The 24510-nt window shown below is 64.2% G+C and carries 25 protein-coding genes; 19 read left to right on the forward strand and 6 right to left on the reverse strand.

Annotation, left to right across the window (positions count from 1 at the left end):
* Position 1 precedes the first annotated feature (1 nt).
* The gene (locus LI72_RS05560; protein ID WP_033924813.1) at positions 2-1087 is read right to left on the reverse strand and encodes a cysteine desulfurase family protein; all 1086 of its coding nucleotides are present in this window, start codon (positions 1085-1087) and stop codon (positions 2-4) included.
* 209 nt (positions 1088-1296) lie between these two features.
* Between LI72_RS05560 and LI72_RS05565 the strand changes: the two genes are divergently transcribed.
* Positions 1297-1953: an alpha/beta hydrolase gene (locus tag LI72_RS05565; RefSeq protein WP_033924814.1), complete on the forward strand. Its 657-nt coding sequence runs from the start codon at positions 1297-1299 to the stop codon at positions 1951-1953.
* 97 nt (positions 1954-2050) lie between these two features.
* Positions 2051-3049 (forward strand): hypothetical protein, encoded by a 999-nt coding sequence (locus tag LI72_RS05570; protein ID WP_052129529.1) that lies wholly within the window; start codon positions 2051-2053, stop codon positions 3047-3049.
* 3 nt (positions 3050-3052) lie between these two features.
* Here the strand turns inward: LI72_RS05570 and LI72_RS05575 are convergent, their stop codons facing one another.
* The 4 genes from LI72_RS05575 to maiA form a co-directional block, all read right to left on the reverse strand.
* Positions 3053-4060, reverse strand: a complete 1008-nt coding sequence (locus LI72_RS05575; RefSeq protein WP_033924815.1) for a fumarylacetoacetate hydrolase family protein — start codon at positions 4058-4060, stop codon at positions 3053-3055.
* A 94-nt stretch (positions 4061-4154) separates the two neighbouring features.
* Positions 4155-4607 carry a MarR family winged helix-turn-helix transcriptional regulator gene (locus LI72_RS05580; RefSeq protein ID WP_033924816.1) on the reverse strand — a complete coding sequence of 151 codons (453 nt, stop codon included), beginning with the start codon at positions 4605-4607 and terminating at the stop codon, positions 4155-4157.
* A gap of 15 nt (positions 4608-4622) precedes the next feature.
* The gene (locus LI72_RS05585; protein ID WP_081984658.1) at positions 4623-6740 is read right to left on the reverse strand and encodes a TonB-dependent receptor; all 2118 of its coding nucleotides are present in this window, start codon (positions 6738-6740) and stop codon (positions 4623-4625) included.
* On the reverse strand, positions 6737-7369 hold the full coding sequence (maiA, locus tag LI72_RS05590) for a maleylacetoacetate isomerase (RefSeq protein ID WP_033925337.1): 633 nt from the start codon (positions 7367-7369) through the stop codon (positions 6737-6739). Before maiA ends, LI72_RS05585 begins: the two co-directional genes overlap by 4 nt.
* 102 nt (positions 7370-7471) lie before the next feature.
* On the opposite strand from maiA, the gene LI72_RS05595 reads away from it, so the two are divergent.
* The 14 genes from LI72_RS05595 (at position 7472) to LI72_RS05660 (ending at position 21467) form a co-directional block, all read left to right on the forward strand.
* Positions 7472-8065, forward strand: coding sequence for a TIGR04282 family arsenosugar biosynthesis glycosyltransferase (locus tag LI72_RS05595; protein ID WP_033924817.1), 594 nt, complete (start codon positions 7472-7474; stop codon positions 8063-8065).
* Positions 8062-8802 carry a glycosyltransferase gene (locus tag LI72_RS05600; protein WP_033924818.1) on the forward strand — a complete coding sequence of 247 codons (741 nt, stop codon included), beginning with the start codon at positions 8062-8064 and terminating at the stop codon, positions 8800-8802. Before LI72_RS05595 ends, LI72_RS05600 begins: the two co-directional genes overlap by 4 nt.
* 162 nt (positions 8803-8964) lie before the next feature.
* The gene (locus tag LI72_RS05605; protein ID WP_033924819.1) at positions 8965-9180 is read left to right on the forward strand and encodes a hypothetical protein; all 216 of its coding nucleotides are present in this window, start codon (positions 8965-8967) and stop codon (positions 9178-9180) included.
* A gap of 260 nt (positions 9181-9440) precedes the next feature.
* Complete coding sequence (wecC, locus tag LI72_RS05610; RefSeq protein ID WP_033924820.1) at positions 9441-10742, forward strand: UDP-N-acetyl-D-mannosamine dehydrogenase; 1302 nt, start codon at positions 9441-9443, stop codon at positions 10740-10742.
* Positions 10743-10759: 17 nt separating this feature from the next.
* On the forward strand, positions 10760-11758 hold the full coding sequence (locus tag LI72_RS05615; RefSeq protein ID WP_033924821.1) for an NAD-dependent epimerase/dehydratase family protein: 999 nt from the start codon (positions 10760-10762) through the stop codon (positions 11756-11758).
* 74 nt (positions 11759-11832) lie between these two features.
* Entirely contained in the window at positions 11833-12135 is a 303-nt protein-coding gene (locus LI72_RS05620) for a putative quinol monooxygenase (protein WP_033924822.1), read from the forward strand.
* Between the two features lie 60 nt (positions 12136-12195).
* Positions 12196-12738, forward strand: a complete 543-nt coding sequence (gene hslV / locus LI72_RS05625) for an ATP-dependent protease subunit HslV (protein WP_033925338.1) — start codon at positions 12196-12198, stop codon at positions 12736-12738.
* A gap of 18 nt (positions 12739-12756) precedes the next feature.
* Positions 12757-13863, forward strand: coding sequence for an FAD-dependent oxidoreductase (locus LI72_RS05630; protein ID WP_231562370.1), 1107 nt, complete (start codon positions 12757-12759; stop codon positions 13861-13863).
* A gap of 59 nt (positions 13864-13922) precedes the next feature.
* Positions 13923-15224, forward strand: a complete 1302-nt coding sequence (gene hslU, locus LI72_RS05635) for an ATP-dependent protease ATPase subunit HslU (protein WP_033924824.1) — start codon at positions 13923-13925, stop codon at positions 15222-15224.
* Between the two features lie 87 nt (positions 15225-15311).
* A complete protein-coding gene (locus tag LI72_RS18950; RefSeq protein WP_197051828.1) occupies positions 15312-16952 on the forward strand; it encodes a methyl-accepting chemotaxis protein in 1641 nt (546 codons plus the stop codon).
* Between the two features lie 167 nt (positions 16953-17119).
* A complete protein-coding gene (locus tag LI72_RS05645; protein ID WP_033924825.1) occupies positions 17120-18505 on the forward strand; it encodes a M48 family metalloprotease in 1386 nt (461 codons plus the stop codon).
* Between the two features lie 42 nt (positions 18506-18547).
* Entirely contained in the window at positions 18548-19378 is an 831-nt protein-coding gene (locus LI72_RS05650) for a DsbA family protein (RefSeq protein ID WP_231562372.1), read from the forward strand.
* Positions 19379-19383: 5 nt separating this feature from the next.
* On the forward strand, positions 19384-20412 hold the full coding sequence (locus LI72_RS05655) for a M48 family metallopeptidase (protein ID WP_081984660.1): 1029 nt from the start codon (positions 19384-19386) through the stop codon (positions 20410-20412).
* A gap of 158 nt (positions 20413-20570) precedes the next feature.
* Positions 20571-21467, forward strand: a complete 897-nt coding sequence (locus LI72_RS05660; RefSeq protein WP_033924827.1) for an OmpA family protein — start codon at positions 20571-20573, stop codon at positions 21465-21467.
* Between the two features lie 59 nt (positions 21468-21526).
* Here the strand turns inward: LI72_RS05660 and LI72_RS05665 are convergent, their stop codons facing one another.
* Positions 21527-22129 (reverse strand): HD domain-containing protein, encoded by a 603-nt coding sequence (locus LI72_RS05665; RefSeq protein WP_033925341.1) that lies wholly within the window; start codon positions 22127-22129, stop codon positions 21527-21529.
* Between the two features lie 106 nt (positions 22130-22235).
* On the opposite strand from LI72_RS05665, the gene LI72_RS05670 reads away from it, so the two are divergent.
* Genes LI72_RS05670 through LI72_RS05680 form a run of 3 tightly spaced genes read left to right on the forward strand, consistent with a single transcriptional unit; the run spans position 22236 to position 24508 of the window.
* Positions 22236-23333 (forward strand): sensor histidine kinase, encoded by a 1098-nt coding sequence (locus LI72_RS05670; protein WP_033924828.1) that lies wholly within the window; start codon positions 22236-22238, stop codon positions 23331-23333.
* Positions 23330-24136 carry a LytR/AlgR family response regulator transcription factor gene (locus LI72_RS05675; protein ID WP_033924829.1) on the forward strand — a complete coding sequence of 269 codons (807 nt, stop codon included), beginning with the start codon at positions 23330-23332 and terminating at the stop codon, positions 24134-24136. The genes LI72_RS05670 and LI72_RS05675 overlap by 4 nt, the downstream gene beginning before the upstream one ends.
* 3 nt (positions 24137-24139) lie before the next feature.
* Complete coding sequence (locus LI72_RS05680) at positions 24140-24508, forward strand: bleomycin resistance protein (RefSeq protein ID WP_033924830.1); 369 nt, start codon at positions 24140-24142, stop codon at positions 24506-24508.
* Positions 24509-24510 lie beyond the last annotated feature (2 nt).

A 24510-nucleotide genomic window follows, 5' to 3' on the forward strand; every position in this document is an offset into this window, starting at 1 on the left:
CTCAGCTCCGCGCGCGCTGGGCCATCGCCCGCCACAGCTCGATGAAGCGATAGACGTGCGCCCGCGTGGTCGAAGGGCCGAAGCTCACCCGCACGACCTCGCCCGCGGCCTTCTCATCCCAACCCATCGCGGTCAGCACCGCGCTGGTCTTGAGCGTGCCGGAGGAGCACGCGCTGCCCGCCGAAACCGAAACTCCGGCCAGATCGAACTGGATCAGCTGGGCATTGGCCGCGACCCCCGGCATCCGGTAGCTCCCGATCGTCGGCAGCCGTGACGCATTGTGCGCGACGATCTCGCCACCGCCAACGCGAATGGCGCTGTCGAGCTGATGGCGCAGGTCGGCGGCACGGTCCATCCAGTTGCGCGAAGCGGCCAGCGCGGCAGCAAAGCCCATCGCGGCGGGCAGATTCTCGGTCCCGCCACGATAGCCCTTTTCCTGCCCACCGGGCGGATACAGCAGCCCGAGATTGCGGACCAGCAACGCGCCAATTCCCGGCGGTCCGCCCAGCTTGTGCGCCGACACCACGATCATGTCGGCATCGGGCAGCGCCATCTTGCCCGCGCTTTGCGAGGCGTCGCACAGGGTCACGCCCCTGCCTTCGCGGGCGATGGTGGCAATCGCGGCACTGTCCTGAATCACCCCGGTTTCGCTGTTGACCGACTGGACGATCACCAGGGACCGCCCGATCGCCGCTTCCAGCGCGCGCTGCAGGCTGGTCTGCACCAGCTCGCCATCCAGATCGACCGCCAGCCTCATCACCGGGCGACTGGCCGGCGCTCGCTCGACGATCCGCTGGACCGCATCATGTTCGGTAGGGCTGACGATCCAGCCATCAAGCTTGCTCGCCTGCATCGCCAGCGCAATCGCCTCGCTGGCGCCGCTGGTGAGGATCACCTCGCCATGCCAGCCCAGCGCATCTGCGATGCCGCGCCGAGCCTCTTCCAGCGCCGCGCGGGCGGCGCGCCCATCGGCATGGGGGGACGAAGGATTGGCCCAGAATTCCATCGCGGCGAGGCTCGCCGCGCGGGCTTCGGGCAGCACCGGCGTGGTCGCCGCATGGTCAAGATAGATGCGCGCTTCGCTCATGGTCTCGATCAGCTTGGCCAGGCACGATATCGGTTCATCGCATTCCTCTAACCGCGCAAAGCGCCAATGCCACGCATTTTGTTGCTTTTTGAAGGTTGCATTGCGTATAGGCCCCCTTTCTCGGCGTATCCTGAGCCCCATATATGGCTGGGGCGGGGTCTCGTCCGGATGGTCGCCTGTCCAATTTCCTATCCGAAAGTCCGCACATCATGCCCGCCGTCATCTTTCCCGGTCCCGAAGGCCGTCTCGAAGGGCGCTTCAGCCCCGCCCCCCGTCCGCGTGCACCGGTTGCGATGATCCTGCATCCCCACCCCCAGGGTGGCGGCACGATGAACGATCGCATCACCCAGGCGCTGTACAAGACCTTCGTGCGCCGCGGCTTTGCGACGCTGCGCTTCAACTTCCGCGGCGTGGGCCGCAGCCAGGGCACGTTCGACAACGGCATTGGCGAGCTTTCCGATGCCGCGGCCGCGCTCGACTGGGTGCAGAGCTTCCACCCCGAGGCGCAGACCACCTGGGTGGCAGGCTTCAGCTTCGGCGCGCTGATCTCGATGCAGCTGCTGATGCGCCGCCCCGAGATTCGCGGTTTCATCTCGGTGGCGCCGCCGGCCAACATGTACGATTTCAGCTTCCTCGCCCCCTGCCCCGCCTCGGGCATCATCGTGCAGGGTGCCGCCGACACCGTGGTGACGCCGGGCGCGGTGCAGAAGCTGGTCGACAAGCTGCGCACCCAGAAGCACATCACCATCCATCATGACGAGATCAGCCGCGCCAACCATTTCTTCGAGCACGAACTCGACGATCTGATGCACTCGGTCGACAATTATCTCGACATGCGCCTCGCACCGGATTCGCCGATCCGCTGAGGCGTTTGCCGGGGCCGAGCGTCTCTTGGTCGAAAGCGACGCGCGGCATCGGCAGCAGCAGGTTATCGTGCCTTATCCATGAAGCAATGGGGGCATTATGCGCGTTGATCGTCTGAATATCGCGTTAGCGGCTGCGGCGGCGCTGCTTGTCTGCGCGCCTGCATCGGCGCAGCAGACCGAACCGCAGCCCAACACCGGCGCAGATACGCAACCCGACGAGATCGAGGTGATCGGACGTCGCCAAAGCGAAGAGCAGGCGCGCAAGGAAGCGAATGACTTCGTTCGCCGCACCTTGGCGACCAGCAGCGACGATCCGCTGGCGCGCTGGGTGTCACCGGTCTGCCCCGCCGTGCTGGGTATCCAGCCCGAATATGCCGCAGTCGTTGAGCGCAAAATCCGCGCAATCGCCCGCACCGCCGAAATCGAGCTGGCCCCGGCACCGTGCAAGAGCAATGTCGTGATCAGCTTTGCCACCGATGCCAAGGCTGTGGTGCAGCGCATCGCCAAGAAATCGCCCCGGCGGCTGGCAGAAGTGCAGATTCCCGATCGCCCGGCCCTGCTCACCGGCAATGCGCCGGTCCGCTGGTGGTACACCACGCAGGAAACCGGCGCCGACGGTGCGAGCGCGGTCACCTCCGACGGCCTTGCTGCCAATGCCGGCACCGCAGAAGGGGGCGGCTCTTCAATCGGCAACGGTCTGCCGACAGTGCAGGCCTATAGCTCCAGCATCATCCGCACCCAGATCGTGCGCGCGCTGCGCAGTGCGACGATCGTGATCGATGTGTCGCGCGCCGAAGGCGTGCCGCTCGATGCGGTCGCAGCTTACGCAGCCATGGTCGCATTTGCCGAGATGAAACCCGCGCAGGTCCCTCCCCCCAATTCGATTCTCGGGCTTTTCGCTCCAGACGCCAAGGTCGCCGGCGCGACCGACTGGGACATCAGCTTCCTGAAAGCGCTCTACAGCATCCCCGCTGCGCGCGCGGGCTGGAAACAGCGCCGCATGCTGGTCGGCAAGATCCTCAAGGACAGCGAAGCCGCCGGTCAGATCGACAACGACGAAGACCTGACCGAAGGGCTTGCCGAGCCCAAAGGCTGAGCGTCAGCCCACCACCACCGTCTGCTCGATCACGCCGAAGATCGAATGCTCGCGGTCGTCGTGAACATCGATGCGCACGACGTCGCCGTCCTTGAGGAACGGGGTGCTCATTTCGCCCGTCTTGATCTTTTCGACCATGCGCAGTTCGGCGATGCAGCTGTAGCCCAGGCCGCCCTCGCTCACCGGGCGACCCGGCCCGCCATCGCTGTCGCGGTTGGAGACGGTACCCGATCCGATGATCGATCCGGCGCGGACCCGGCGGGTCTTGGCGAGGTGCGCAATCAGCACGCCGAAATCGAACGTGCAGTCATCCGATGCCACGGCGCGGCCGAAAGGCTGGCCGTTCAGATCGACCATCAACGTGCGGTGAAGCTTCCCGTCCTTCCAGTAATCACCCAGCGTGTCGGGGGTAACGAACACCGGCGAGAATGCGCTGGCGGGCTTGGACTGGACGAAGCCGAAACCCTTGGCGAGCTCATCTGGGATCAGATTGCGCAGCGACACATCGTTGACAAGGCCCACCAGCCGGATCGCGCGGCGGGCATCCTCGGGGGTCGCGCCCTGCGGCACATCGCCGGTGACAACGACGATCTCGGCTTCGAGGTCGCAGCCCCAGGCTTCGTCCTTGAGTTCGATCGGGTCTCGCGCGCCCATGAAGTCGTCCGATCCGCCCTGGTACATCAGCGGGTCGGTCCAGAAGCTTTCAGGCAGCTCGGCACCGCGCGCCTTGCGCACCAGTTCGACATGATTGACGTACGCCGATCCGTCCACCCACTGGAACGCGCGCGGCAGGGGCGCGTCGGCATCATGCTCGTGGAACCGCTCGCGCGGAATCACACCGTGTTCCAGATCGCGCGACAGGACCTCGAGATAGGGCGCCATCCGGTCCCAGTCGTCGAGCGCCGCCTGCAAGGTCGGCACCAGATGGCTGGCATCGGCATACCAGGCCAGATCGTTGGAAACGACGACCAGATGGCCATCACGACCGCTCTTGAGGGATGCTAGCTTCATGGGTGCGGCTTCCTTCTTGTGTTGCCTGTGCGGGCACGTGCTCGCTGCAGCATAGTATCATTTGAAACCGGAAGACAAGGCGAAACGGTACGGTTCAATCGTCGGTCAGATCGTCGGCGCGGCGCAGCAGCTTGCCCAGCAGGGTGGCGAGCTGCGCCTGTTCGGCGTCGTCGAGAACCGCCAGCACCTGCGCTTCCATCTCGAGCGCTAGCGGCATGATCTCGGCATAAAGCGCCTGACCTGCCGATGTGAGCGCCAGATGGTGCGAGCGGCCATCCTGCATGTTCGGGGCGCGCTGGATCAGCGCCCGTTCGCCCAATGTCTTGGTCGCGCGATTGACCGCGACCTTGTCCATCCGCGTCGCCGCGACCAGTTCGCGCTGCGTTGCCTCGCCGACATCGCCGAGCACCGCCATCACCCGCCATTCGGGGATCTTGAGCCCGAACCGCGTGCGGTATTCCCGCGCAATCAGATCGCTGACCGCATTCGACGTGATCGAGATGCGGTACGGGAGGAAATCGGCAAGGCGGGTTATGCTGCGGGTCATGTTGCAGGTCTCAGGCTATTCAATGTCCAGTTTGACGCCAAGCCAAATCGTACGCGGTGCGGCACGCTCGACGATCCCGGGGCCGCTGATGCCCGCCTGAACGACCGTATCGAACAGGTTTTCGCCGCGCAGTTCGACCAGCAGGTTGCGGTTCAGCCGAAGCGCGGCGCGCGCATCCAGCGTGACCGCGTCGTCCAGCGCCAGTTGGCCCAGATCATCCTCGAACTGCGAACCGACATAGCGGGCGGTCAGGTTGAGTCCGCTGTCACCGCCTTGCGGAAACCAGCCGATCGATCCGGTCGCAAAGTGGCGCGGCACCTGCGCCGGACGGCGACCATCGATCGCCGCCTGGCCGGGCGCAGCCCGCACCTCGGCATCGACGAAGCTGTAGGCGGCGGCCACATCGAAATCGCCGATATCGGCGCGCGCCTCGATCTCGACCCCCTTGGCCTCGACCGAATCCAGATTCTGCCGCTGGCTGAAGCTGCCGGCCGCCGAGACGAAGCCGACGCCGGGAAAGGTGCCGGGCCCGCGCGCCAGCGTCACATTGGCAATGGCATTGTCGAGCCGGTTCCAGAACACGGTCGCACCCAGGCGGATCGTGTAGATCTCGTAATCCGCGCCAAGCTCCACTCCGCGCAGCCGCTCGGGCGCCAGCGCGGCATTGGCGGAGGTCGCATCAGGACCGACGCGGAAAGGCCGGTAAAGCTCGTTGAGCGTCGGCAGACGCCACCCCAGATAGCCCGCGCCGCGCAGCGTCAGCAGGCCGGCCGCATCCCAGGCAAAGCCCAGCCTGCCGGTGCCTTCCAGGCCATCGCGGTCGGCAAAATCGCTGGTGGTGAGCGGCGCACCGGTCGCCAGCACCGTCTCGCGCAGACTGCCATCGGTCAGCGACCAGTAATCGAGCCTTCCCCCGCCGGTGAGCAGGATATCGGGCGTTGTCTGCCAGCTCGCCTCGGCGAATGCGCCCAGGGTATCGCTGGCACCGCCTGCCCGGCGCAACCGAGTCGGGTTGCCCGCCACAAAGGTGAACAGCTCGCGCGTTTCGCCGGTGGTACGACGCCATTCCGCACCCAGCCGCAATTCGCCGCCGCTGCCGATTGACGGGCGGATTTCGGCGCGCGCGCCAAGCCCGGTCGAAGGCGTGTTGAACTGGTCGAGGCTCTGGGAGACGGTGGAGCGATCCGCGCTGATCGCACCAAAGCTGCTTTCGAAGCTGCGCATCTGGATATAGGCCAGTACCGACCACGGCAGGCTGCCGCGCCCGACCAGCCGCACGCTCGCATCGGCACCGCGATTGTCGTTGTCGCTGAAGGCAAAGCCGCGTTCGCGCTGATCGCCAAAGGCGCGCGCGCTCGCTTGCAACTCAGTGGTGCTGTTGATGGGCGCAACGAAGCGCAGATTGACGCCCCATTGCTCATAGCCTGCCGGGCGATCGACCGCGCCGCGCTGCGAAGCGATCACCGGGATAAAGCCATCACCCCGGCCATATTGAGCCGACAGCGTCAGCCCACCCTGCCCCAGTGCCTGGCTCGTGCCGATGCTCGCTTCCAGCGATTCGCGGCTGCCATAGGCCAGATCGCCGTATACGCTGGATTGATCGGGGACGACCCCGGCGCTTTCGAGCTCGATGGTTCCCGCCAGCGCCCCAGGGCCATCGCCGCCGGTGCCGCCGCCGCGCCGAACACGCACAGACGAAAGGTTGATCGCATCATAGCCGGGAAAGCTGATCCATCCGCCGAACGGATCGCTTTGCGGAACGCCATCGAGGATGAGCAGCGCGCGGCTAGAGGCGTTGCCGCCCAGCCCGCGCAGGGTCACGCCCTGGCTGGTCGGATTGGCGCTGCGGGCATCCGAGCGGCGGAACTGCTGCAATCCCGGAACCAGACGCAGCGCATTTTCCAGCCGCTGGCTGGGCTCGTTGGCCAGCATGTCGGGGGTGATGCTGGTGACGCTGTAGGCCCGGTCGCCGATCGGCGTGGCCAATGACTGGCCGATCACGGTGATCGGCGCATCGGGCCAGCGGATCGTGTCGGCGGGCTTGTCCTGAGCCAGTGCAGGCGCAGCTGCCAGGACCGCACAGGTCGCCAGGCAACTCGACCAAACCATCCTTTGGTGGCGGCGCATGCTCATGCCGGCTTGACCCGATCGGGATGCGCGGCGGCAAAGGCGGGGATGGCCTGCAGCGCAGCGTCAATCCGCAACAGCCGGGGAAACGGCGTCATGTCGAGGTCGAAACGGCGAGCGTTCGCCATCTGCGGGACCAGGCAGACATCGGTCAGGTCGGGTGCGTCTCCGCCGAACAGTCCGGTTTCCGGCGCCAGCGCCTCGAGCGCGGCAAATCCCTCGGCAATCCAGTGGCGGTACCAGCTGTCGATCGCTCCCTGCTGCTGCCCCATCTCGGCCTTGAGATACTGGAGCATCCGCAGATTGTTGACCGGGTGAATGTCGGCGATGATGATCATCGCGCGCGCCAGCATCGCCGCACGCGCCGCAGGATCGGCAGGGATCAGCCGCGGCTCGGGACGGGTCGCGTCGAGATAGTCGATGATCGCCAGCGACTGGCTGAGATCGTGTCCGTCGATGTGCAGCATCGGCACCAGCCCCTGCGGATTGCGCGCGACATAGTCGGGCGCCTTTTGCGCCTGGGTGAGCAGGTCGGTCGGCACGGCCTGATAGGCGACCTGCTTCAGGTTGAGGGCGATGCGCACCCGGTAGCTGGCCGAGGAGCGCCAGTAATCGTACAGGATGATATCGGACATGGGGTATTCCTTGGGGGTCAGTGAGCCGGGCCGCGCACCATATGGCGGCAACCCCGCGATGCAAGGCTTGTTTCCCCGCAGCGGACGGCTAAGCCTTGCGCCATGGCCGCTTTGCCCGATCTTGTCCTGTTCGCCAAATATCCACTGCCTGGCTATGCCAAGACGCGGCTGATCCCGGCGCTGGGAGCCGAAGGCGCGGCCAAGGTGCACCGGCATCTGGCCAGGCGCACCGTCGATACGCTGCGCCTGAGCGGAGCGCCGGTCGAAGTGCGTTTTGCAGGCGCCGACAAGGCTGCGTTCGAAGCTTGGCTGGGCGATGGCATCAGCCTGATCGAGCAGGTCGAGGGCGATCTTACCGAACGGCTGATCGATGCGTCGCGCAACCATCCGCACATCTTCTTTGGGGCCGACACGCCGGATCTGGAGGTGGAGGTCGTGCATCAGGCGATTCGCGCGTTGGAGCGCCACGACATCGTCATCGGTCCGGCAGAAGACGGCGGCTATTATCTGATCGGCATGCGTGAGGAGCGACCCGAGCTGTTGCGCGCCATGCCTTGGAGCACCGAGCATGTGACGCCCGAGACGCGGCGCCGGTGCGACGCCCTCGGTCTGTCGGTCGCGCTGCTTCCCGTGCTGGCCGATTGCGACCGGCCAGAGGATCTGGATCGCTGGCCCGAACTGGTGCGCCTCGCATGATCGATCCCACCACACCTGCCAGGGTCACCCTGATGATCCCGGCGCTCAACGAATCGAAGGCGCTGCCCGCCACCATTGCCAATGTCGCAGCGCTCGACCCGCAGCCCGACGAGATCCTGCTCGTCGATGGCGGCAGCGAGGATGATACGCTTGCCCTTGCCCAGGCCGCCGGCTGGCGCGCCATCACTTCCCCGAACCGTGGGCGTGGGCCGCAGATCAATTTCGGAGTCGAGCAGGCGCAAGGGGATCTGGTGTGCATTCTCCATGCCGACAGCCTGCTGCCATCCGATGCGATTGCCCATATCCGCACGGTGCTAAGCGATGACAGGATCGCGCTTGCGACCTTCCTGCCGATCATCCGCGGTGAAAAGCTGCGCTGGTTCACCACCGCGCACAATTGGTGGAAGACCTATTACCCATTGGTCACCCACCCCCATCTGTTCGTGCGCGGCGTGCGGTTGCTGTTCGGTGATCATGCGATGTTCTTCCGCCGCGCCGACTATCTGCGCATCGGGGGCATCCCCGCCGACGCCACGATCATGGAAGAGGCCGACCTGTGCATAGGCTTTGCCCGACTCGGCAAGCTCAAGATGACCACCAAGCCGGTCATCACGTCTGATCGCCGCATCGCAGCATGGGGCCCGCTCAAGGCCAACTATATCTACCTCAAGGTCGGCCTCGCCTGGACCTTCGGAATGCGCCATCGGCTCAAGGACATGTACCCCGATATCCGCTGATTGCGCCGAATTGGGGTGACTTGCGCCGAAATGCCGGCAGCAGCGGCGCCAGCCATGTTTCACAACCGTTTTGGGGCCAAGGCCCCACTTCGCACTTGCAACATAAACCAACTTCTGCCATACAGGCCTTGAACGAAAAACTCCGTTTCAGGATTTACGCATATGAAAATGTTCAAAGCTGCAATCGCCGCGATCGCCCTGACCACGATGGTCGGCGCTCCGGTTCTCGCTCAGGCCGTATCGCGCGTCTCGGCTGTCTCCTCGGAAGAAGCCGAAGCTGAAGGCAGCACCGGTATCATCATCGGTGTTGTTGCTGCGGCTGCTGTCATCGGCGGCATCATCGTGATCGCTGACGACGATGAGCCCAACAGCCCCTGATTTCATCAGGCAAATCTGTTTCAGAAAGGGCGGCCTTCGCGGGTCGCCCTTTTTTGTTTCGCCGGTGAGAGCTGCGCGCGGGCGGACCTTCCAGTCCCCATCGCACGGACGCCGATCTGGTATTGACCAGATGCAAATGGTTTTCGGCCTCCGCAGGCAGCATCTCTGCTTACCGGTTTTTTAACCGGGACACGTCTAGACCGGGCTCCTATGTTTCGTAAGGCTGTGCCACGCGAACCGACCATTTCCGGGGATTGAGTATGCTATCCGACAAGAAGCCTGAAGTTTGCGTTCTGGGACTGGGCTATATCGGTCTGCCGACCGCCGCGATCATCGCGCGCTCGGGCTGCCGCGTCCTGGGCGTCGATGTTTCCGAGCATGTCGTCAGCACCATTGCCGAAGGCCGCATCCATATCGAGGAAGTCGATCTCGATGGCCTGGTGCAAGGCGTGGTCGCGCGCGGCATGCTGCGCACCTCGCTGCAGGTTGAACCCGCCGATGTCTTCGTGATCGCGGTGCCGACACCGTTCGATGAAAATCACGCGCCCGATATCAGCTATGTCCTGCAGGCCGCGAGCAGCATCGCTGCGGTGTTGAAGGCCGGCGACTGCATCATCCTCGAATCGACCTCGCCGGTGGGCACCACCGAAGAGATGCGCGACATGATCGCCAAGCTGCGCCCCGACCTCAAGGTACCGGGGCTGACCGCCGATATTCCCGATATCGCGATCGCCTATTGCCCCGAGCGCGTGCTGCCCGGCCGCATCCTCGAAGAGCTCACCAACAACGATCGTTCGATCGGCGGCATCACCCCGCGCTGCGCGCGCAAGGCGCTGACCTTCTATCGTCGCTTCGTGCGCGGCGAGTGCATCACCACCGATGCCCGCTCGGCCGAGATGACCAAGCTGGTCGAAAACGCCTATCGCGACGTCAACATCGCCTTTGCCAACGAACTGTCGATCGTGGCCGATCGCATGGGGCTGGACGTCTGGGAGGTCATCCGCCTCGCCAACCGCCACCCGCGCGTCAACATCCTGCAGCCCGGCCCGGGCGTTGGCGGTCACTGCATCGCGGTCGATCCGTGGTTCATCATCCACGGCGCACCCGACGATACGCCGCTGATCCGCACCGCACGCTGGGTCAATGACGGCAAGATCGGCCATGTCCTTTCCAAGGCGGGCGAGCTGATCGAGGCCAATCCGCAGGCGCGGGTCGCGTGCCTGGGCCTCGCGTTCAAGGCCAATATCGACGATTTCCGCGAGAGCCCGGCCAACAAGGTCGCGCTCGCGCTGGCGCAGAAATATGGCGAGCGCATTTCGATCGTCGAGCCTTATGCTCAAGGCCTTCCGCCGGCCTATGACGGCCTGGGTGCCAGCCTGATCGATGTCGATGACGCGATCGAAAGTTGCGACCTGTTCATCGTGCTGGTCGATCATGACGTGTTCAAGTCGATTCCGCTCGCCGAGCGCGCCGACAAGCTGGTCTATGACACGCGCGGCATCTGGCCCGACCAACCCGCCAAGCCCGAGCGCTCCAACGGCCATTTGCGCCTCGCAGGCTGATCAGGCACAACACACCCATGCCCATTCTCGTCACCGGTGCCGCCGGCTTCATCGGCCATGCCCTTACCCGCGCCCTGTTGCAGCGCGGCGAACACGTCATCGGCATCGACAATCTGAATCCCTATTACGATCCCGCGCTCAAACACGCCCGGCTGGCGGATCTGGCGGCGCTGCAGTCAGGGCGGTTCGATTTCATCGAGCTCGACTTTGCCGATCACGCCGCGCTCGAACAAGCGCTGGAACCCCATGACGTCGAGCATATCGTGCATCTGGGCGCGCAGGCCGGGGTCAGATACAGCATCGACAACCCCCGCGCCTATGTGCAGTCGAACCTCGTCGGCCATCTCAACATGCTCGAACTGGCGCGCACGCGAGGGGCGAAGCAGTTTGTCTATGCCTCGTCCTCCTCGGTCTATGGCAACAGCGCCGATGCGCCGTTCCGGGTCGATGCGCGGGTCGACCACCCCGTCTCGCTTTACGCCGCGACCAAGAAGTCCGACGAGTTGATGAGCGAAACCTACGCGCATCTCTATCGCCTGCCAATGACGGGCCTGCGGTTCTTCACCGTCTACGGTCCCTGGGGTCGGCCCGACATGGCGCTGTGGAAGTTCACCAGCGCGATCCTGCAGGGCAAGCCGATCGATGTGTACAACCACGGCGATATGCGCCGCGACTTCACGTATATCGATGACATCATCGCAGGCGTGCTGGCGGTGATCGATCTGCCCCCGCAGGATGATGGCCAGGCCAAGCCCGGCGGCAGCACCGCGCCGCACCGCATCTACAACATCGGCAACAACCAGCCCGAACCGCTGGGCCGGATGATCGATGTGATCGAGGCGGCGTGCGGAACACCCGCGATCCGCAACATGCTGCCGATGCAGCCAGGCGATGTCTATCAAACCTATGCTGATATCGGCGCCATCCAGGCGGATCTCGGCTATGCCCCCGTCACCACGATCGACACCGGGATTCCCCGCTTCGTCGAATGGTATCGCAGCTATACCGGCAGCTGACTTGCAGGCGCGCGCGATGCGCCGTAACCCTGGGCGGTGACCGGCCGAACCATCGGCCAGGCAGGAGAAGCAAAATGCTCATCATCGACGGCTGGCTGCACTTTGCACCGGGTGAAATCGACAAGTTCAGCGAAGCAGCCAAGCAGATGGTAGAAGCCACGCGGCAAGAGGAAGGCTGCCTGCACTACGCCTTTGCCCGCGACATGAACGATCCCGACATCATCCGCATTTCCGAACGCTGGGTCGATGAGGCTGCACTCGAAGCGCATTTCCAGTCGCCGCACATGGCCGCCTTCGGCGCCGGGCTGGCGCAGGTGGAACGCCTGGGCTCCGACGTGCGGCTGTATCAGGGCGATGAAGTCCGGCGCATCATGTAGGCCTTGCAGCGCCTGCGCCACTCCACCATATCGCTCGCCATGAGCAGAGACAGCAGCAGCATGCCGGTATGGCATGGAACCACCATCGTCGGCATTCGCAAGAACGGCAAGGCGGTGATCGCAGGCGATGGCCAGGTATCGATGGGCCAGACCGTGATGAAGCCCAATGCCCGCAAGGTCCGGCGTCTGGGCGACGGATCGGTGATCGGCGGGTTCGCCGGGGCGACAGCCGATGCCTTCACCCTGTTCGAGCGGCTTGAAGGCAAGCTCGAGCGGCATTCCGGCCAGCTGATGCGCGCTGCGGTCGAACTCGCCAAGGATTGGCGGACCGACAAGTATCTGCGCAACCTCGAGGCGATGATGATCGTTGCCGACAAGGACGTGACGCTGATCCTGACCGGCAATGGCGATGTGCTGGAGCCGGTAGACGGCGTCGCTGCGATCGGATCGGGCGGTAATTTCGCGTTGGCTGCGGCCCGCGCGCTGCAGGAATACGAACAGGACGCCGAGACGATCGCGCGCAAGGCGATGAAGATCGCCAGCGACGTATGCGTCTATACGAACGACCAGCTGACGATAGAGACCCTCGACACTTCAAGCTGACCGCTTATGGTCACCGCGATGAGGTGGCAGGTGGACAGGCGCGGGCTGATGGCCGCAGGCACGGCTCTGGCGATCGGTGGTTGCACGACCACCCGTCCCCTGCGATCGCTTGCTTCGGTCGCTGCCCCCGCGCCGTGCCTGCCCCGCGTCCAGGTCGACCCCACCCGCGTGATCCGCACGGTGGCAGGCCTTCGGCCTTTCCGTCCCTCGGGCTTTGTCGTGCGCGGCGAGACGATGGGCGATACACGGCTGGTGCACAATTACGGCCATGGGGGCGGCGGCATTTCGCTCAGCTGGGGCAGCTCGCGGCTGGCAACCTCGCTCGGGCTGCCGGGTCATTCGGGCTCGGTTGCTGTCATCGGCGCAGGCATCATGGGGCTGACAACCGCGCGGCTGGTGCAGGAGGCTGGCTATCGCGTCACCATCTACACCGAAACGCTGCCACCCGGCACGACCTCGAACATCGCTGGCGGGCAGATCTTCCCCACCGGCTATTTCAGCGACGATCAGGTGACGCCGCAATTTCGCGAACAGGCTGCAGCCGCTGCCGACTACAGCCGCCGGCGCTTCCAGATCATGGCAGGCGACGATTACGGAATCCGCTGGCTGCCGACCTATGACCAGACGCGCATGACTGGGCCACTGGTGCCCGATCCCCGATTTCCCGGCCGCGTCCGTCTTTCGTCTGACGAGCACCCCTTTCCGCTGGACAATGTGGTGCGGTACAACACGATGTATGTCGAGACCGGGCGCTTCCTCGAACGGCTGCTGCGCGACATCCGCGTCGCCGGAGGTCAGGTCACGGTGCGCCGCTTTGCCTCTCCTGCCGAGGTGGCGGCACTGCCCGAGAGGCTGGTCTTCAACTGCACGGGCCTGGGCGCAGCGGCCTTGTTCGGTGACACCGAGCTGATCCCGGTGCGCGGACAACTGGCGGTGCTGATCCCCCAGCCCGAGGTGCAATATGCCTATTCGCTGGGCGCCGGATACATGTTCCCGCGCGGCGATGGCATCCTGCTGGGCGGCACTTACGAACGCGGCGAATATCTGGCCGAGCCACAGGCTGAGGACATTGCCGATATTGTCGAATCGCACCGCGGCCTGATGGCTGGCTTGCGCTGCGCTTGAAGCCGGTGCGGGCCAACCCCAATTTGGGGCATGACGTTTCCTCCCATAGAAGAATGTGAATGACCGATACGTTGACACCCAAATCGATTGTCGCCGCGCTCGATGCGCACATTATCGGCCAGCAGGATGCCAAGCGCGCGGTCGCCGTCGCGCTGCGCAACCGCTGGCGCCGCCAGCGCCTGCCCGCCGAGCTGCGCGACGAGGTCACGCCGAAGAATATCCTGATGATCGGCCCCACGGGCTGCGGCAAGACCGAGATTTCGCGGCGCCTGGCGAAGCTGGCCGATGCGCCGTTCATCAAGATCGAAGCCACCAAGTTCACCGAGGTCGGCTATGTCGGCCGCGATGTCGATCAGATCGCGCGCGACCTGGTGGAAGACGCCGTCCGGCTGGAAAAGGACCGCCGCCGCGAAAAGGTGCGCGAAGCCGCATCCGAAGCCGCGATGGAGCGGCTGCTCAATGCGCTGGTCGGCGATAACGCCAGCGAAGCAACGCGCCAGAGCTTCCGCCAGCGCATTCTCGACAATCACATGAACGATACAGAGGTCGAGATCGAGGTCGACGCGAGCCCCAACATGCCGATGGACATCCCCGGAATGGGCGGCCAGGTCGGCATGATCAACCTGAGCGACATGATGGGCAAGGCGTTCGGCCAGAAGCGCACCAAGCCGCGCAAGATGCGGCTGGCGGACGCCTGGGACAAATTGGTCGAGGAAGAGGCCGAAAAGCGCATGGACCAGGATGACGTGGCCCGCGTCGCGCTGGCCGATGCCGAAGCAAATGGCATCGTGTTCCTCGACGAGATCGACAAGATTGCGGTCTCCGATGTCCGCGGTGGATCAGTGAGCCGCGAAGGTGTGCAGCGCGACCTGCTGCCGCTGATCGAGGGCACCACCGTGGCGACCAAGTACGGGCCGATGAAAACCGACCATGTGCTGTTCATCGCATCGGGCGCGTTCCACATCGCCAAGCCCAGCGACATGCTGCCCGAACTGCAGGGTCGCCTGCCGATCCGGGTCGAACTCAAGGCGCTGAGCGAGGAGGATTTCTTCCACATCCTCACCCAGACCAAGGCCAATCTCGCGCAGCAGTACAGCGCCTTGCTGGGTACCGAGGAACTGACGCTCGACATCACCGAGGACGCACTGCGCGAAGTCGCGCGGATCGCAGCATCGGTCAACGAGACGGTCGAGAACATCGGTGCGCGCCGCCTGCAGACCGTGATGGAAAAGCTGCTGGAGGAAATCAGCTACAATGCAGAGGACCATCGCGGCGAGACGATCACTGTGGATGCCGCTTATGTGCAAAAGCAGCTGACCGGAATCGCGAAGAACACAGACCTCAGCAAGTACGTGCTGTGATCACGGTAACATTGTATACGTTTTAATAAATTCTCCTTAACCTTGATGGTGTTAGCGGGGTCCGTCAAGGTCAAGGAGGAACCCCCGATGTCGCGCCAATTGTGGCTGGATATATCCGTGCATACGCGCATTGCGCCGGGTATCGGCCGGGCCGACCTGCTGGCCGATTCCGTGTCGGGACGGACCTTCCGGCTTGCGCAGTTCCTGCATGCCAGCAAGGGCTCGGTCGCGCTGGTCCCGGCGGTTCTGGTCACCGGACCCGTGGTCAGCTGGTTCAGCTGGGGCAGCATCGGCGGCGGATGGGTGATCGCCGGGTCCGTGATGATCGTTCTGGCGGTGACGGCGTTCTGCGTCATCCACCTGCGGGCGCTGACGCTGACCATCGACAGCCACCAACTGGATCAGGACCTCGTCACGCTGAACCTGTGGCTGCGCGCCGTCATCATATTCGCCGCAGTCGGCTGGTCAATGATCACCATGGGCCTGCTGATGTCGCCCAGCCAGGGAATTCGCGTGCTCGGCCTGCTCGTGGCGGTCGCGCATATCGCGGTGGGCGCGATGGGCTCGTTCGCGTTACCAACCACCAATCTCATCTGGCTGATCGGATCGGGGGTTGGGCTGGTAGCGGCCATTCTGCTGACCGGCACACACGTCCCGGCGGCCCTGTACATGCTGCTTCTGGTCTATCTGTTTGCCCTGTGGCGGACGAACATCCTGATCTGGAACTTTTTCGCGCATTCCATCATTCAGTCGCGCGAACTCGCCGAAGCGCGCGAGCGTCAGTTCGCGCTCGAACAGCAGCAGCTCAAGAGCAAGGCCGAGGCTGATCTCACGGCACAGAAAATGCTCGCCGAGCAGGACTATCGTCACGCCGCCGAATGGCGATCGGGCATGGCCAGCCTGGCCCGGGCCTTTGAAGATTCGGTCGTGCAGACTATCGACAAGCTGGGCGAAGCGCTGAGCCGGCTGGCGCACTGTTCCGATGCCTTGGGGGTCATCGGCGCGGAGACCAGCGCGAGCGCCGCGATCGTCACCAACCGGGCGGGCAATGTCGGCCGATCGGTGCACAATGTCGCCAACGCCGCACGCCAGCTCAGCGCTTCGGCGACCACCATTGCCGATCAGATCGAGGACCAGCACCGCGCGGCGACCTTGGCCCGGACATCGTCGCGAGAGGGCAGCGAAGCGATCGGAGCCCTGGCCGAGGAAGCCGCCAAGGCCTCGCAGATCGCCAATCTGATCGAGGAAATCGCCTCACACACAAATTTGCTGGCGCTCAACGCCGCGATCGAGGCCTCCCGCGCCGGGGATGCCGGACGCGGCTTCGCGGTGGTCGCCAACGAGGTCAAGCAGCTGGCGGGGCAGACGCGCGGCGCGATCAACTCGGTCGGCCATACGGTCGATGGCATCCGCACACAGATGACGCTTGCAGAATCAACGATCAACTCGATCGCCGACCAGATCGATCTGGTCAATCAGGGTGCCGTCCAGATTGCCGCGGTCATCGCCGATCAAGGCAAGGCCACCTCCAACATCAACGATCATGTCACGCAGGTGGCCAGCGATGCCCGCAGCATGGAAGAGACTGCGCGCCACGTGGGAAGCCATGCCGATCAGGTCCAGGGTCTGGCCGCCGATATGCGCGCCATTACCGATCGGCTGCAGGATCAGGCAAGCCAGTTGCGCAAGGCGAGCAGCCAGTTCCTCGAACAGCTCAGCATCACCTGAACGCAAAACCCCACGCTTTGTCGGATTATACCGAGCGGCGCTGTGCAATCGGCGGTGGCGGCGCTAGACTGCCGACGCGCCGCGCCTGTTTCATGCCCCGTTCATCGCTCTGCGATCATGGGGCGGGATCATCGAACGGGGCGGTTCGGCTAACGACACGGGTGGCAATGAACACGGACAGACCAGGCAGTACCCCGAGCTTTGGGCAGTTCGCGGCGCGAATGATGGCCATCTGTTCGCTGCTCGTGCTGGCCATCCAGCCTGTCGCCGCGCAGTCGATCCTGCGCGATGCGGAGAGCGAGGCGCTGCTTGCCGACATGTCGCGCGACCTGATCCGGGCAGCGGGGCTGCTGCCTTCCAATGTCAATGTCGTCGTCATCAACGATCGCAGCATCAACGCGTTCGTCGCGGGCACGCAGGATGTCTATGTGCATAGCGGGCTGATCGAGGCGGCAGACAGCGTCAACGAGGTCCAGGGCGTGATCGCCCACGAGCTCGGCCATATCGCGCTCGGCCATTCGATCACCCGGTCGGAAAGCGCCTCCAAGGCCACCAACATCACCATCCTGTCGTTGCTGCTGGGGATCGCTGCGGTGGCTGCAGGGGCAGGCGAAGCGGGCCTGGGAATCATCGGCGCAGGCCAGCAGGCTGCCTTGGGCAAGTTCCTGGCGCACACCCGCGGCGAGGAAGCGGGCGCAGATGTCGCCGGGGCGAAATATCTCTCCCAGGCGGGTCTCACCGGCAAGGGATCGATCAACTTCTTCAAGAAGCTGCAGAACCTGGAATTCCGCCTCGCGATCCCGCAGGAGGACAGCTACAACCGCTCGCACCCGCTCTCGGGTGAACGCATCACGCTGCTGCAGGACATTTATCAGGCCGATCCGGCGTACGACAATCCGGTCGACCCCGAGCTCGAGGCGCGGTTCCAGCGGGTCAAGGCCAAGCTGGTCGGCTATGTTGCCGACCCCGCGGAAACATTGCGCGATTATCCCGAGACCGATCAGAGCGTGCCGGCGCGGTACGCCCGCGCCTATGCATGGCACAAGAGCGCCTATCCCGAAAAGGCGCTGGCCGAGGCAAAGTCGCTGCTCGCCGAGGCACCCGACGACCCCTATTTCCTGGAAATCTACGGCCAGATCCTGCTCGAATCCGGGCGCCCCAAAGAGGCGATCGCGCCGCTGCAGAAGGCTGTCGCCCGGACCAATTCGCAGTCGCTGATCGCGGGCGTCTATGGCCATGCGCTGATCGCCAGCGAGGACCCGGCCAATCTGCCCGAGGCCGAGCGCGTGCTGCGCGCCTCGCTAGCGCGCGACGCCGAAAATCCGTTCGCCTGGTATCAGCTGGGTGTGGTCTATGAAAGCCGGGGCGACCGGCCCCGCGCCGCGCTCGCCAGCGCCGAACGCTATGTGTTGCAGGGCAATGCGCCGCTGGCGCTGCGCAGTGCGGAAGAAGCGATGGTCGGCCTGCCGCAAGGCAGCGCAGACTTCATCCGCGCACAGGATATCGCCATTCTGGCACGCGACGCGGTTGAACGCGCGCCGCGCCGCCGCTAAGCCCTCCGCATCACACCGACTTGCATCAACCAAAGGCCCGCCATGACAACCCAAACGTCTTCGAACGGCGAGGCCCGGACAGGAAAATTGCTGATTATGGGCGTCGTCGCATTTCTTACCGTCGCCGCCGGGATCGGCACCTTCATGTGGCAGGGAGGGACGACAGTGTCCGATGGCGCAGCCGCGCAGGATGCCGACAAGGCAGCCGCAGCAGCGGGCTTCGATTCCAACGACAAGGCTGCGATCGAGGCGATCGTGCGCGCCTATATCCTGGAAAACCCCGAAATCATCCCCGAGGCCGTCGAGCAGCTGCGCGGCAAGCAGGCGGCGCAGCGCATCGCTTCGGTCCGCAGCCAGATCGAGAAGCCCTTTGCCGCCGCCTTTACCGGCAATCCGGATGGCGATGTCGTGCTGGTCGAATATTCCGATTTCGCCTGCGGCTTCTGCCGCCAGAGCGTGGCCGATGTCGCGCGGTTGGTGGGCGAGGACAAGAACCTGAAGATCGTCTTCCACGAGCTGCCGATCCTGTCGGACGAAAGCCGGGTCGCCGCCGCCTGGGGCCTGGCCGCTGCGCAACAGGGCAAATATTACGCCTTCTACAAGGCGATGTTCGGCGCAGGCCGCCCCAGCCAGACAACAATCGAACAGGCGGCCAAGACCGCCGGGCTCGATATGGCCGCCGCGCGCAGCTTCGTCGCGAGCAAGCAGGCAGACGAGGTCATCGACGGCAATATTCGCGTCGCGCAGCAGCTCGAATTCAGTGGCACGCCCAGCTGGGTCGTCGGCAACAAGGTGCTGAACGGCGCGGTCGGCTATGACGAGCTGAAAGCCGCCATCGCCGAGGTTCGCGGCAGCAAGAAGACTGTCGGCTGACTTCAATGCGTGCCGCTCTGCCATGCGCGCTCGCACTGGCATTGGCCTTGGGCGGGCTAGGCAGCGCCAGTATCGCCACGGCTCAGCCCCCCGCCGAGGGGGTTGAATCGCTGGCGGAGCTTCGCGCATCGGATGTCCGCGTGCTTTCGGTCGGCTACAGGCTGGCCGTAGCCAACGCTCCGTTCTGCCGGTCAACCGAGTATGCGGCGGGGATGACGCTGCACCATATCGGGCAATATCCCGATGCAGCAGCGGCCCGGGCGTCGTTCGGCTTTGCCAGCGACTATGGGGTGCTCGCGCTGGTCGATGGCGGCCCTGCCCAACAGGCCGGCCTGCGCACCGACGATGCCGTGGTTTGGCTCAATGGCGCAGCGCTCGCCGCTTCCCCTTCCGAGTTGGCGGCAATCGACCAGCCCGCGGCCTATCGCCCGATCGCCTGGGCGGACGCAAAGCTGCGCGCAGCTCTGGCCGCGGGGCCTATAACGCTCGGCGTGCTGCGCGATGGCGCGCCTGCCACCATCGCGATCACCGGAACGCCCGCCTGCCGCAGCCGCTTCGAGCTGCGCCCGGGCAGCGCTTATGGTGCATCGGCCGATGGCGATATCGTTGGCATCACCGTTCCCATGCTCGCCTTCATGGCCGATGATGACGAGCTCGCCGGGATTCTGGCGCACGAGCTGGCGCACAATCTGCTCGAGCATCGGCGTCGGCTGAACGACGCTGGCATCCAGCGCGGCCTGATGCAGCAGCTGGGCCGCAATGCCCGGCTGACGCTGGACACCGAGATCGAGGCCGATCGGCTGTCAATCTGGCTGATGGCCAACGCCGGCTATGATCCTGCCGGCGCGATCCGCTTCTGGACCCGCTATGGCAAGCAGCGCGGCAAAGGCATTTTCTCGGCCCCGACGCACTACCGCTGGAAGAAGCGCGTCGGCCTTTTCGAGGAGGAAATCGCCAAGCTTGCGGCCGCGACCAGAGACCCGCGCGGCTGGTCCCCTCCCCTGCTGGCACAGCCGCCCGCCCCGCTGGAATAACCCTCAAAGGCAGCGGCATGTGCGGCCATTTCTTCGCCTCGCCGCGCCCAGCCTTTCGCCTCGCCGCACTTTGGCAGGAAGGTCGGGAACATAAATCCGCATTCGTCGGTCTCCGGGAAGAACGGGCCAATTTCCCCCCATCCTGAAGGAGTATCTGCATGCGCTTCCCTGTTTCCACGCCCAGCGTCCGAATGCTGGCGACCGTACTGGCCCTGTCGGCATCGACCGTTGCCATCGCACAGCAGGCCGCGCCGCTGCGCGCGGACGTCACCAATGAGGTTCAGGCCCTGCCCGACCCTGCCACGATGAGCGAAGGTCCCGAGATCAAGGGCGTGCTCACCGCGCGTCAGGGGGACCGCATTCAGGTCCAGACCGCCGATGGTGCGCGCACCGTGCTTTATGTCAACGAGCAGACCCGCGTTCGGGCGACCGGCGGACTGTTCGGTGCCAGCCGCACGACCCTGGATACCGGCGCTCTGCTCAACGGCCTGCCGCTGACGATCAAGACGCTGCAGTCAGGCGAAACGCTGCTCGCCAGCCAGATCACCTTCAAGAACACCGATTTCAAGACCGCCTCGATGATCCGCACCGGAACCTCGCAGCAGTTTGCCGAGCGGTCGGCCGCGACCGAAGCGCTGCGCGGGCGGATGGGCGACATCGACCAGTATAACGTCAAGGCCACCACCAACGTCTATTTCGATACCGCACAGGCCAAGCTGACCGACGAGTCCAAGGCACAGCTGTGCGCCGCTGCTGGGTCCGCCGAGCAGATGGACAACGCGCTGATGCTGGTCGTAGGCTATACCGATGCCGATGGTGACGAAGAGTTCAACCAGACGCTGAGCGAAAAGCGCGCCGCCAGCGTGATCAACTATCTGCAGCAGGTCTGCAAATGGAAGCCCTATCGCATGCTGACCCCAGCCGGCATGGCCGAAGCCGATCCGGTGGCGGACAACATGACCGAGGAAGGCAAGGCGCAGAACCGCCGCGTGGCGGTGAACATCCTCGTCAGCAAGGCGGTGGATGGGCTGTACGCGGAAAACTCGGCCCGATAATCCCAAACCAGACCAATGGTCGCAACGGAGCCCTCCCCGGCGAGGAGGGCTTTTTGCTGTCAGGCCTGCTCTGCCACCCTTGCGTACATCGAGTTGATCGGCCGCGCCATCACCCGGCGCACCATCGGCTCGAAGAATTCCAGCGGCTCGCTTTGATATTCCGGGTCGAACGCGGACTGGTCGTACTTCTCGCAGAACTCCGCGCAGGCGTCGAAATGCGGATTGTCGCGGAAGTTCTCGCGCACGTCGCGATCGCCGCCGATATAGTGGAAGTAGTAATAGCCCTGGAACGCCCCATGGTTGGCGCATATCCAGTGGACCTCCTCGGACACGAACGGCTTGATGATCGCGGCGGCCACATCGGGATGGTTGAAACTGCCCAGCGTGTCGCCGATGTCGTGGAGCAGCGCCATCACGACATAGGCCTCGTCGCGGCCGTCGCGGTGCGCGCGCGTCGCGGTCTGCAGGCTGTGCTGCAGCCGATCGATCGGAAAACCGCCGAAATCGCCATCGAGCAGCCGCAGATGCGCCAGCACCCGGTCCGCCAGGCCACCGGCAAACTCGCGATACTGGCCCGCGATGATCGCCCAGTCTTCCTGCGTGCCATTGGTCATGGCGGTGAACTTTGCCCGCTCCTCGGGCGCCAGGGTGTCGGTGGTCATGCGGCGGATCCTCTCGTTGGTCTTGATCGCGAGCGTAACCCAGCACCGCGCTGGATGCAAAAAATTGTGGGGTCAGGGCACAAATCGGGCTAAGCCCGGTTTCATCATGGCGATGCTGCCCTTCAAGCCGACACCGTTCTTTGCCAACAAGAACCGGGCCTTCTGGAACCTGCAGACCTTGGGGTGGGCAGGCGCGCTCGCGCTGCGCGGCATTTCGGGGCTCGCCAACGGCCAGCCGATCTCGTTCCTGGTGCCGATCATCATCGCCACGATCACTGGTTATTCGGTCTCGCTGGTGATGAGCGTGATCTATCAGACGCTGATCGACCGCAAGCCACTGGTCACCTGGGGCGTGACGCTGATCGTGCTGCTCACCGGATCTGGCCTGTATGCCTTTGTCGATGCCTGGGTCGCGACGCTGTACCGCCCCGGCACCGACAGCAACTTCACCGCGATCCTGCTGGGCGCCTTCTATCTCGATCTCACGCTGCTCGGCGCCTGGTCGGCGCTCTATTACGCGATCAACTTCTTCCTGCGGATCGAGGAACAGCAGGACCAGATGTTGCGGCTGGAGAACCAGGCAACCAGCGCGCAGCTGGCGATGCTGCGCTATCAGCTCAACCCGCACTTCCTGTTCAACACTTTGAACAGCATTTCGACCCTGGTGCTGCTGAAACAGACCGAACCGGCCAATGCGATGCTGTCGCGTCTGTCGTCGTTCCTGCGCTACACGCTGGCCAACGAGCCGACCGCGCGGGTCACGCTGGCGCAGGAGGTCGAGACGCTGAAACTGTATCTCGACATCGAGAAGATGCGGTTCGAAGAGCGGCTGCGCGCGCATTTCGAGATCGAGCCGAATGCGGCCAATGCGCTGCTGCCATCGCTGCTCTTGCAACCGCTGGTCGAGAACGCCATAAAATATGCCGTAACGCCAAAAGAAGACGGGGCCGATATCACCATCTCGGCGCAACTCATCGGACCCTTGCTGCGTATCACCGTGACCGACACAGGGCCTGGATTGAAGAAGCAGGGCACAACCGCCAATGCGTCAACCGGGGTCGGGCTGGCGAATATCAGGGACAGACTGTCCCAGGCATATGAAGACAATCACCGGTTTGAGACACGATCATCACCCGGGGGCGGCTATAGCGTGATTATCGAAATTCCGTTTGAAACACGCGAACAAAGGCAATTACAGGCATGACCATCCGCACCATCCTGATCGATGACGAGAAACTCGCCATTCAGGGAATGCAGCTCCGGCTGGAAAAGTTTGAAGACATCGAAATCATCGACACCTGCCTCAACGGGCGCGAAGCGATCCGCAAGATCAAGACGCTGAAGCCGGACCTGATCTTCCTCGACATCCAGATGCCGGGTTTTGACGGCTTTTCGGTCGTCCAGGGCATCATGGATATCGAACCACCGCTGGTGGTGTTCTGCACTGCCTATTCCGAACACGCGATCAAGGCGTTCGAAGCCCAGGCCGTCGATTATCTGCTCAAGCCGGTCGAGGACGTCCGCCTGGCCGATGCCATCGATCGCATCCGCGAGCGCATTCGCGACAAGAAGGGCCGCGAAGAAGCGGTCAAGCTGATGAATGTGCTCAACGAGGTCGCCCCCGATGCCGTCGAGGCGCTCGACCTGGGTGAAGAGGACGAAGGTGCTGCTTCCAACCGCTACGAGAAGCTGATCAACATCAAGGACCGCGGCCAGATCTTCCGCGTGGATGTCGATACCATCGAGCGGATCGATGCGGCGGGTGACTATATGTGCATCTACACCGGCGACAATTCGCTGATCCTGCGCGAGACGATGAAGGATCTGGAAAAGCGGCTCGATCCGCGCAACTTCCAGCGCGTTCATCGTTCGACCATCGTCAATCTGGGGCTGGTCCGTCAGGTCAAGCCGCATACCAATGGCGAATGCTTCCTGGTACTGGAATCGGGCGCACAGGTAAAGGTGTCGCGCAGCTATCGCGATGTCGTGGCGCGGTTCGTCCACTGATCGATGGATCACGCCACCCCGAACCTGCCCTCGCGCGACTTTGACCTGACCGAGCATTTCTATGCCCGGCTGGGTTTTGAGCGCGAGTGGCGGGATGACGGGTGGCTGATCCTCTCCCGCGGCGGAATGACGCTGGAATTCTTCCTGCACCCCGACCTCGAACCGGCGACCAGCTGGTTCAGTTGCTGCCTCAGGCTCGACGATCTCGATGCTTTGGTCGATCAGGCCGTGTCTGCCCAGATTGCCGAAGACACCGAGGGTGCCCCCCGCCTCCATCGCCCCAAGGTCGAACCCTCGGGCGAACGCATCGGCTATCTGATCGATCTGGACGGCAGCCTGCTGCGGCTGGTTGCCAACCCTCCCGCGATCTGAGC

Source organism: Sphingomonas sp. 35-24ZXX (genome assembly GCF_000786215.1).
In the GTDB taxonomy this organism is placed as follows: domain Bacteria; phylum Pseudomonadota; class Alphaproteobacteria; order Sphingomonadales; family Sphingomonadaceae; genus Blastomonas.

Bases quoted from the DNA above. Each gene is read 5' to 3' on its own strand.
- LI72_RS05560 (WP_033924813.1), bottom strand. From the start codon at position 1,087: ATGAGCGAAGCGCGCATCTATCTTGACCATGCGGCGACCACGCCGGTG.
- LI72_RS05565 (WP_033924814.1), top strand. From the start codon at position 1,297: ATGCCCGCCGTCATCTTTCCCGGTCCCGAAGGCCGTCTCGAAGGGCGC.
- LI72_RS05570 (WP_052129529.1), top strand. From the start codon at position 2,051: ATGCGCGTTGATCGTCTGAATATCGCGTTAGCGGCTGCGGCGGCGCTG.
- LI72_RS05575 (WP_033924815.1), bottom strand. From the start codon at position 4,060: ATGAAGCTAGCATCCCTCAAGAGCGGTCGTGATGGCCATCTGGTCGTC.
- LI72_RS05580 (WP_033924816.1), bottom strand. From the start codon at position 4,607: ATGACCCGCAGCATAACCCGCCTTGCCGATTTCCTCCCGTACCGCATC.
- LI72_RS05585 (WP_081984658.1), bottom strand. From the start codon at position 6,740: ATGAGCATGCGCCGCCACCAAAGGATGGTTTGGTCGAGTTGCCTGGCG.
- maiA (WP_033925337.1), bottom strand. From the start codon at position 7,369: ATGTCCGATATCATCCTGTACGATTACTGGCGCTCCTCGGCCAGCTAC.
- LI72_RS05595 (WP_033924817.1), top strand. From the start codon at position 7,472: ATGGCCGCTTTGCCCGATCTTGTCCTGTTCGCCAAATATCCACTGCCT.
- LI72_RS05600 (WP_033924818.1), top strand. From the start codon at position 8,062: ATGATCGATCCCACCACACCTGCCAGGGTCACCCTGATGATCCCGGCG.
- LI72_RS05605 (WP_033924819.1), top strand. From the start codon at position 8,965: ATGAAAATGTTCAAAGCTGCAATCGCCGCGATCGCCCTGACCACGATG.
- wecC (WP_033924820.1), top strand. From the start codon at position 9,441: ATGCTATCCGACAAGAAGCCTGAAGTTTGCGTTCTGGGACTGGGCTAT.
- LI72_RS05615 (WP_033924821.1), top strand. From the start codon at position 10,760: ATGCCCATTCTCGTCACCGGTGCCGCCGGCTTCATCGGCCATGCCCTT.
- LI72_RS05620 (WP_033924822.1), top strand. From the start codon at position 11,833: ATGCTCATCATCGACGGCTGGCTGCACTTTGCACCGGGTGAAATCGAC.
- hslV (WP_033925338.1), top strand. From the start codon at position 12,196: ATGCCGGTATGGCATGGAACCACCATCGTCGGCATTCGCAAGAACGGC.
- LI72_RS05630 (WP_231562370.1), top strand. From the start codon at position 12,757: ATGAGGTGGCAGGTGGACAGGCGCGGGCTGATGGCCGCAGGCACGGCT.
- hslU (WP_033924824.1), top strand. From the start codon at position 13,923: ATGACCGATACGTTGACACCCAAATCGATTGTCGCCGCGCTCGATGCG.
- LI72_RS18950 (WP_197051828.1), top strand. From the start codon at position 15,312: ATGTCGCGCCAATTGTGGCTGGATATATCCGTGCATACGCGCATTGCG.
- LI72_RS05645 (WP_033924825.1), top strand. From the start codon at position 17,120: ATGAACACGGACAGACCAGGCAGTACCCCGAGCTTTGGGCAGTTCGCG.
- LI72_RS05650 (WP_231562372.1), top strand. From the start codon at position 18,548: ATGACAACCCAAACGTCTTCGAACGGCGAGGCCCGGACAGGAAAATTG.
- LI72_RS05655 (WP_081984660.1), top strand. From the start codon at position 19,384: ATGCGTGCCGCTCTGCCATGCGCGCTCGCACTGGCATTGGCCTTGGGC.
- LI72_RS05660 (WP_033924827.1), top strand. From the start codon at position 20,571: ATGCGCTTCCCTGTTTCCACGCCCAGCGTCCGAATGCTGGCGACCGTA.
- LI72_RS05665 (WP_033925341.1), bottom strand. From the start codon at position 22,129: ATGACCACCGACACCCTGGCGCCCGAGGAGCGGGCAAAGTTCACCGCC.
- LI72_RS05670 (WP_033924828.1), top strand. From the start codon at position 22,236: ATGGCGATGCTGCCCTTCAAGCCGACACCGTTCTTTGCCAACAAGAAC.
- LI72_RS05675 (WP_033924829.1), top strand. From the start codon at position 23,330: ATGACCATCCGCACCATCCTGATCGATGACGAGAAACTCGCCATTCAG.
- LI72_RS05680 (WP_033924830.1), top strand. From the start codon at position 24,140: ATGGATCACGCCACCCCGAACCTGCCCTCGCGCGACTTTGACCTGACC.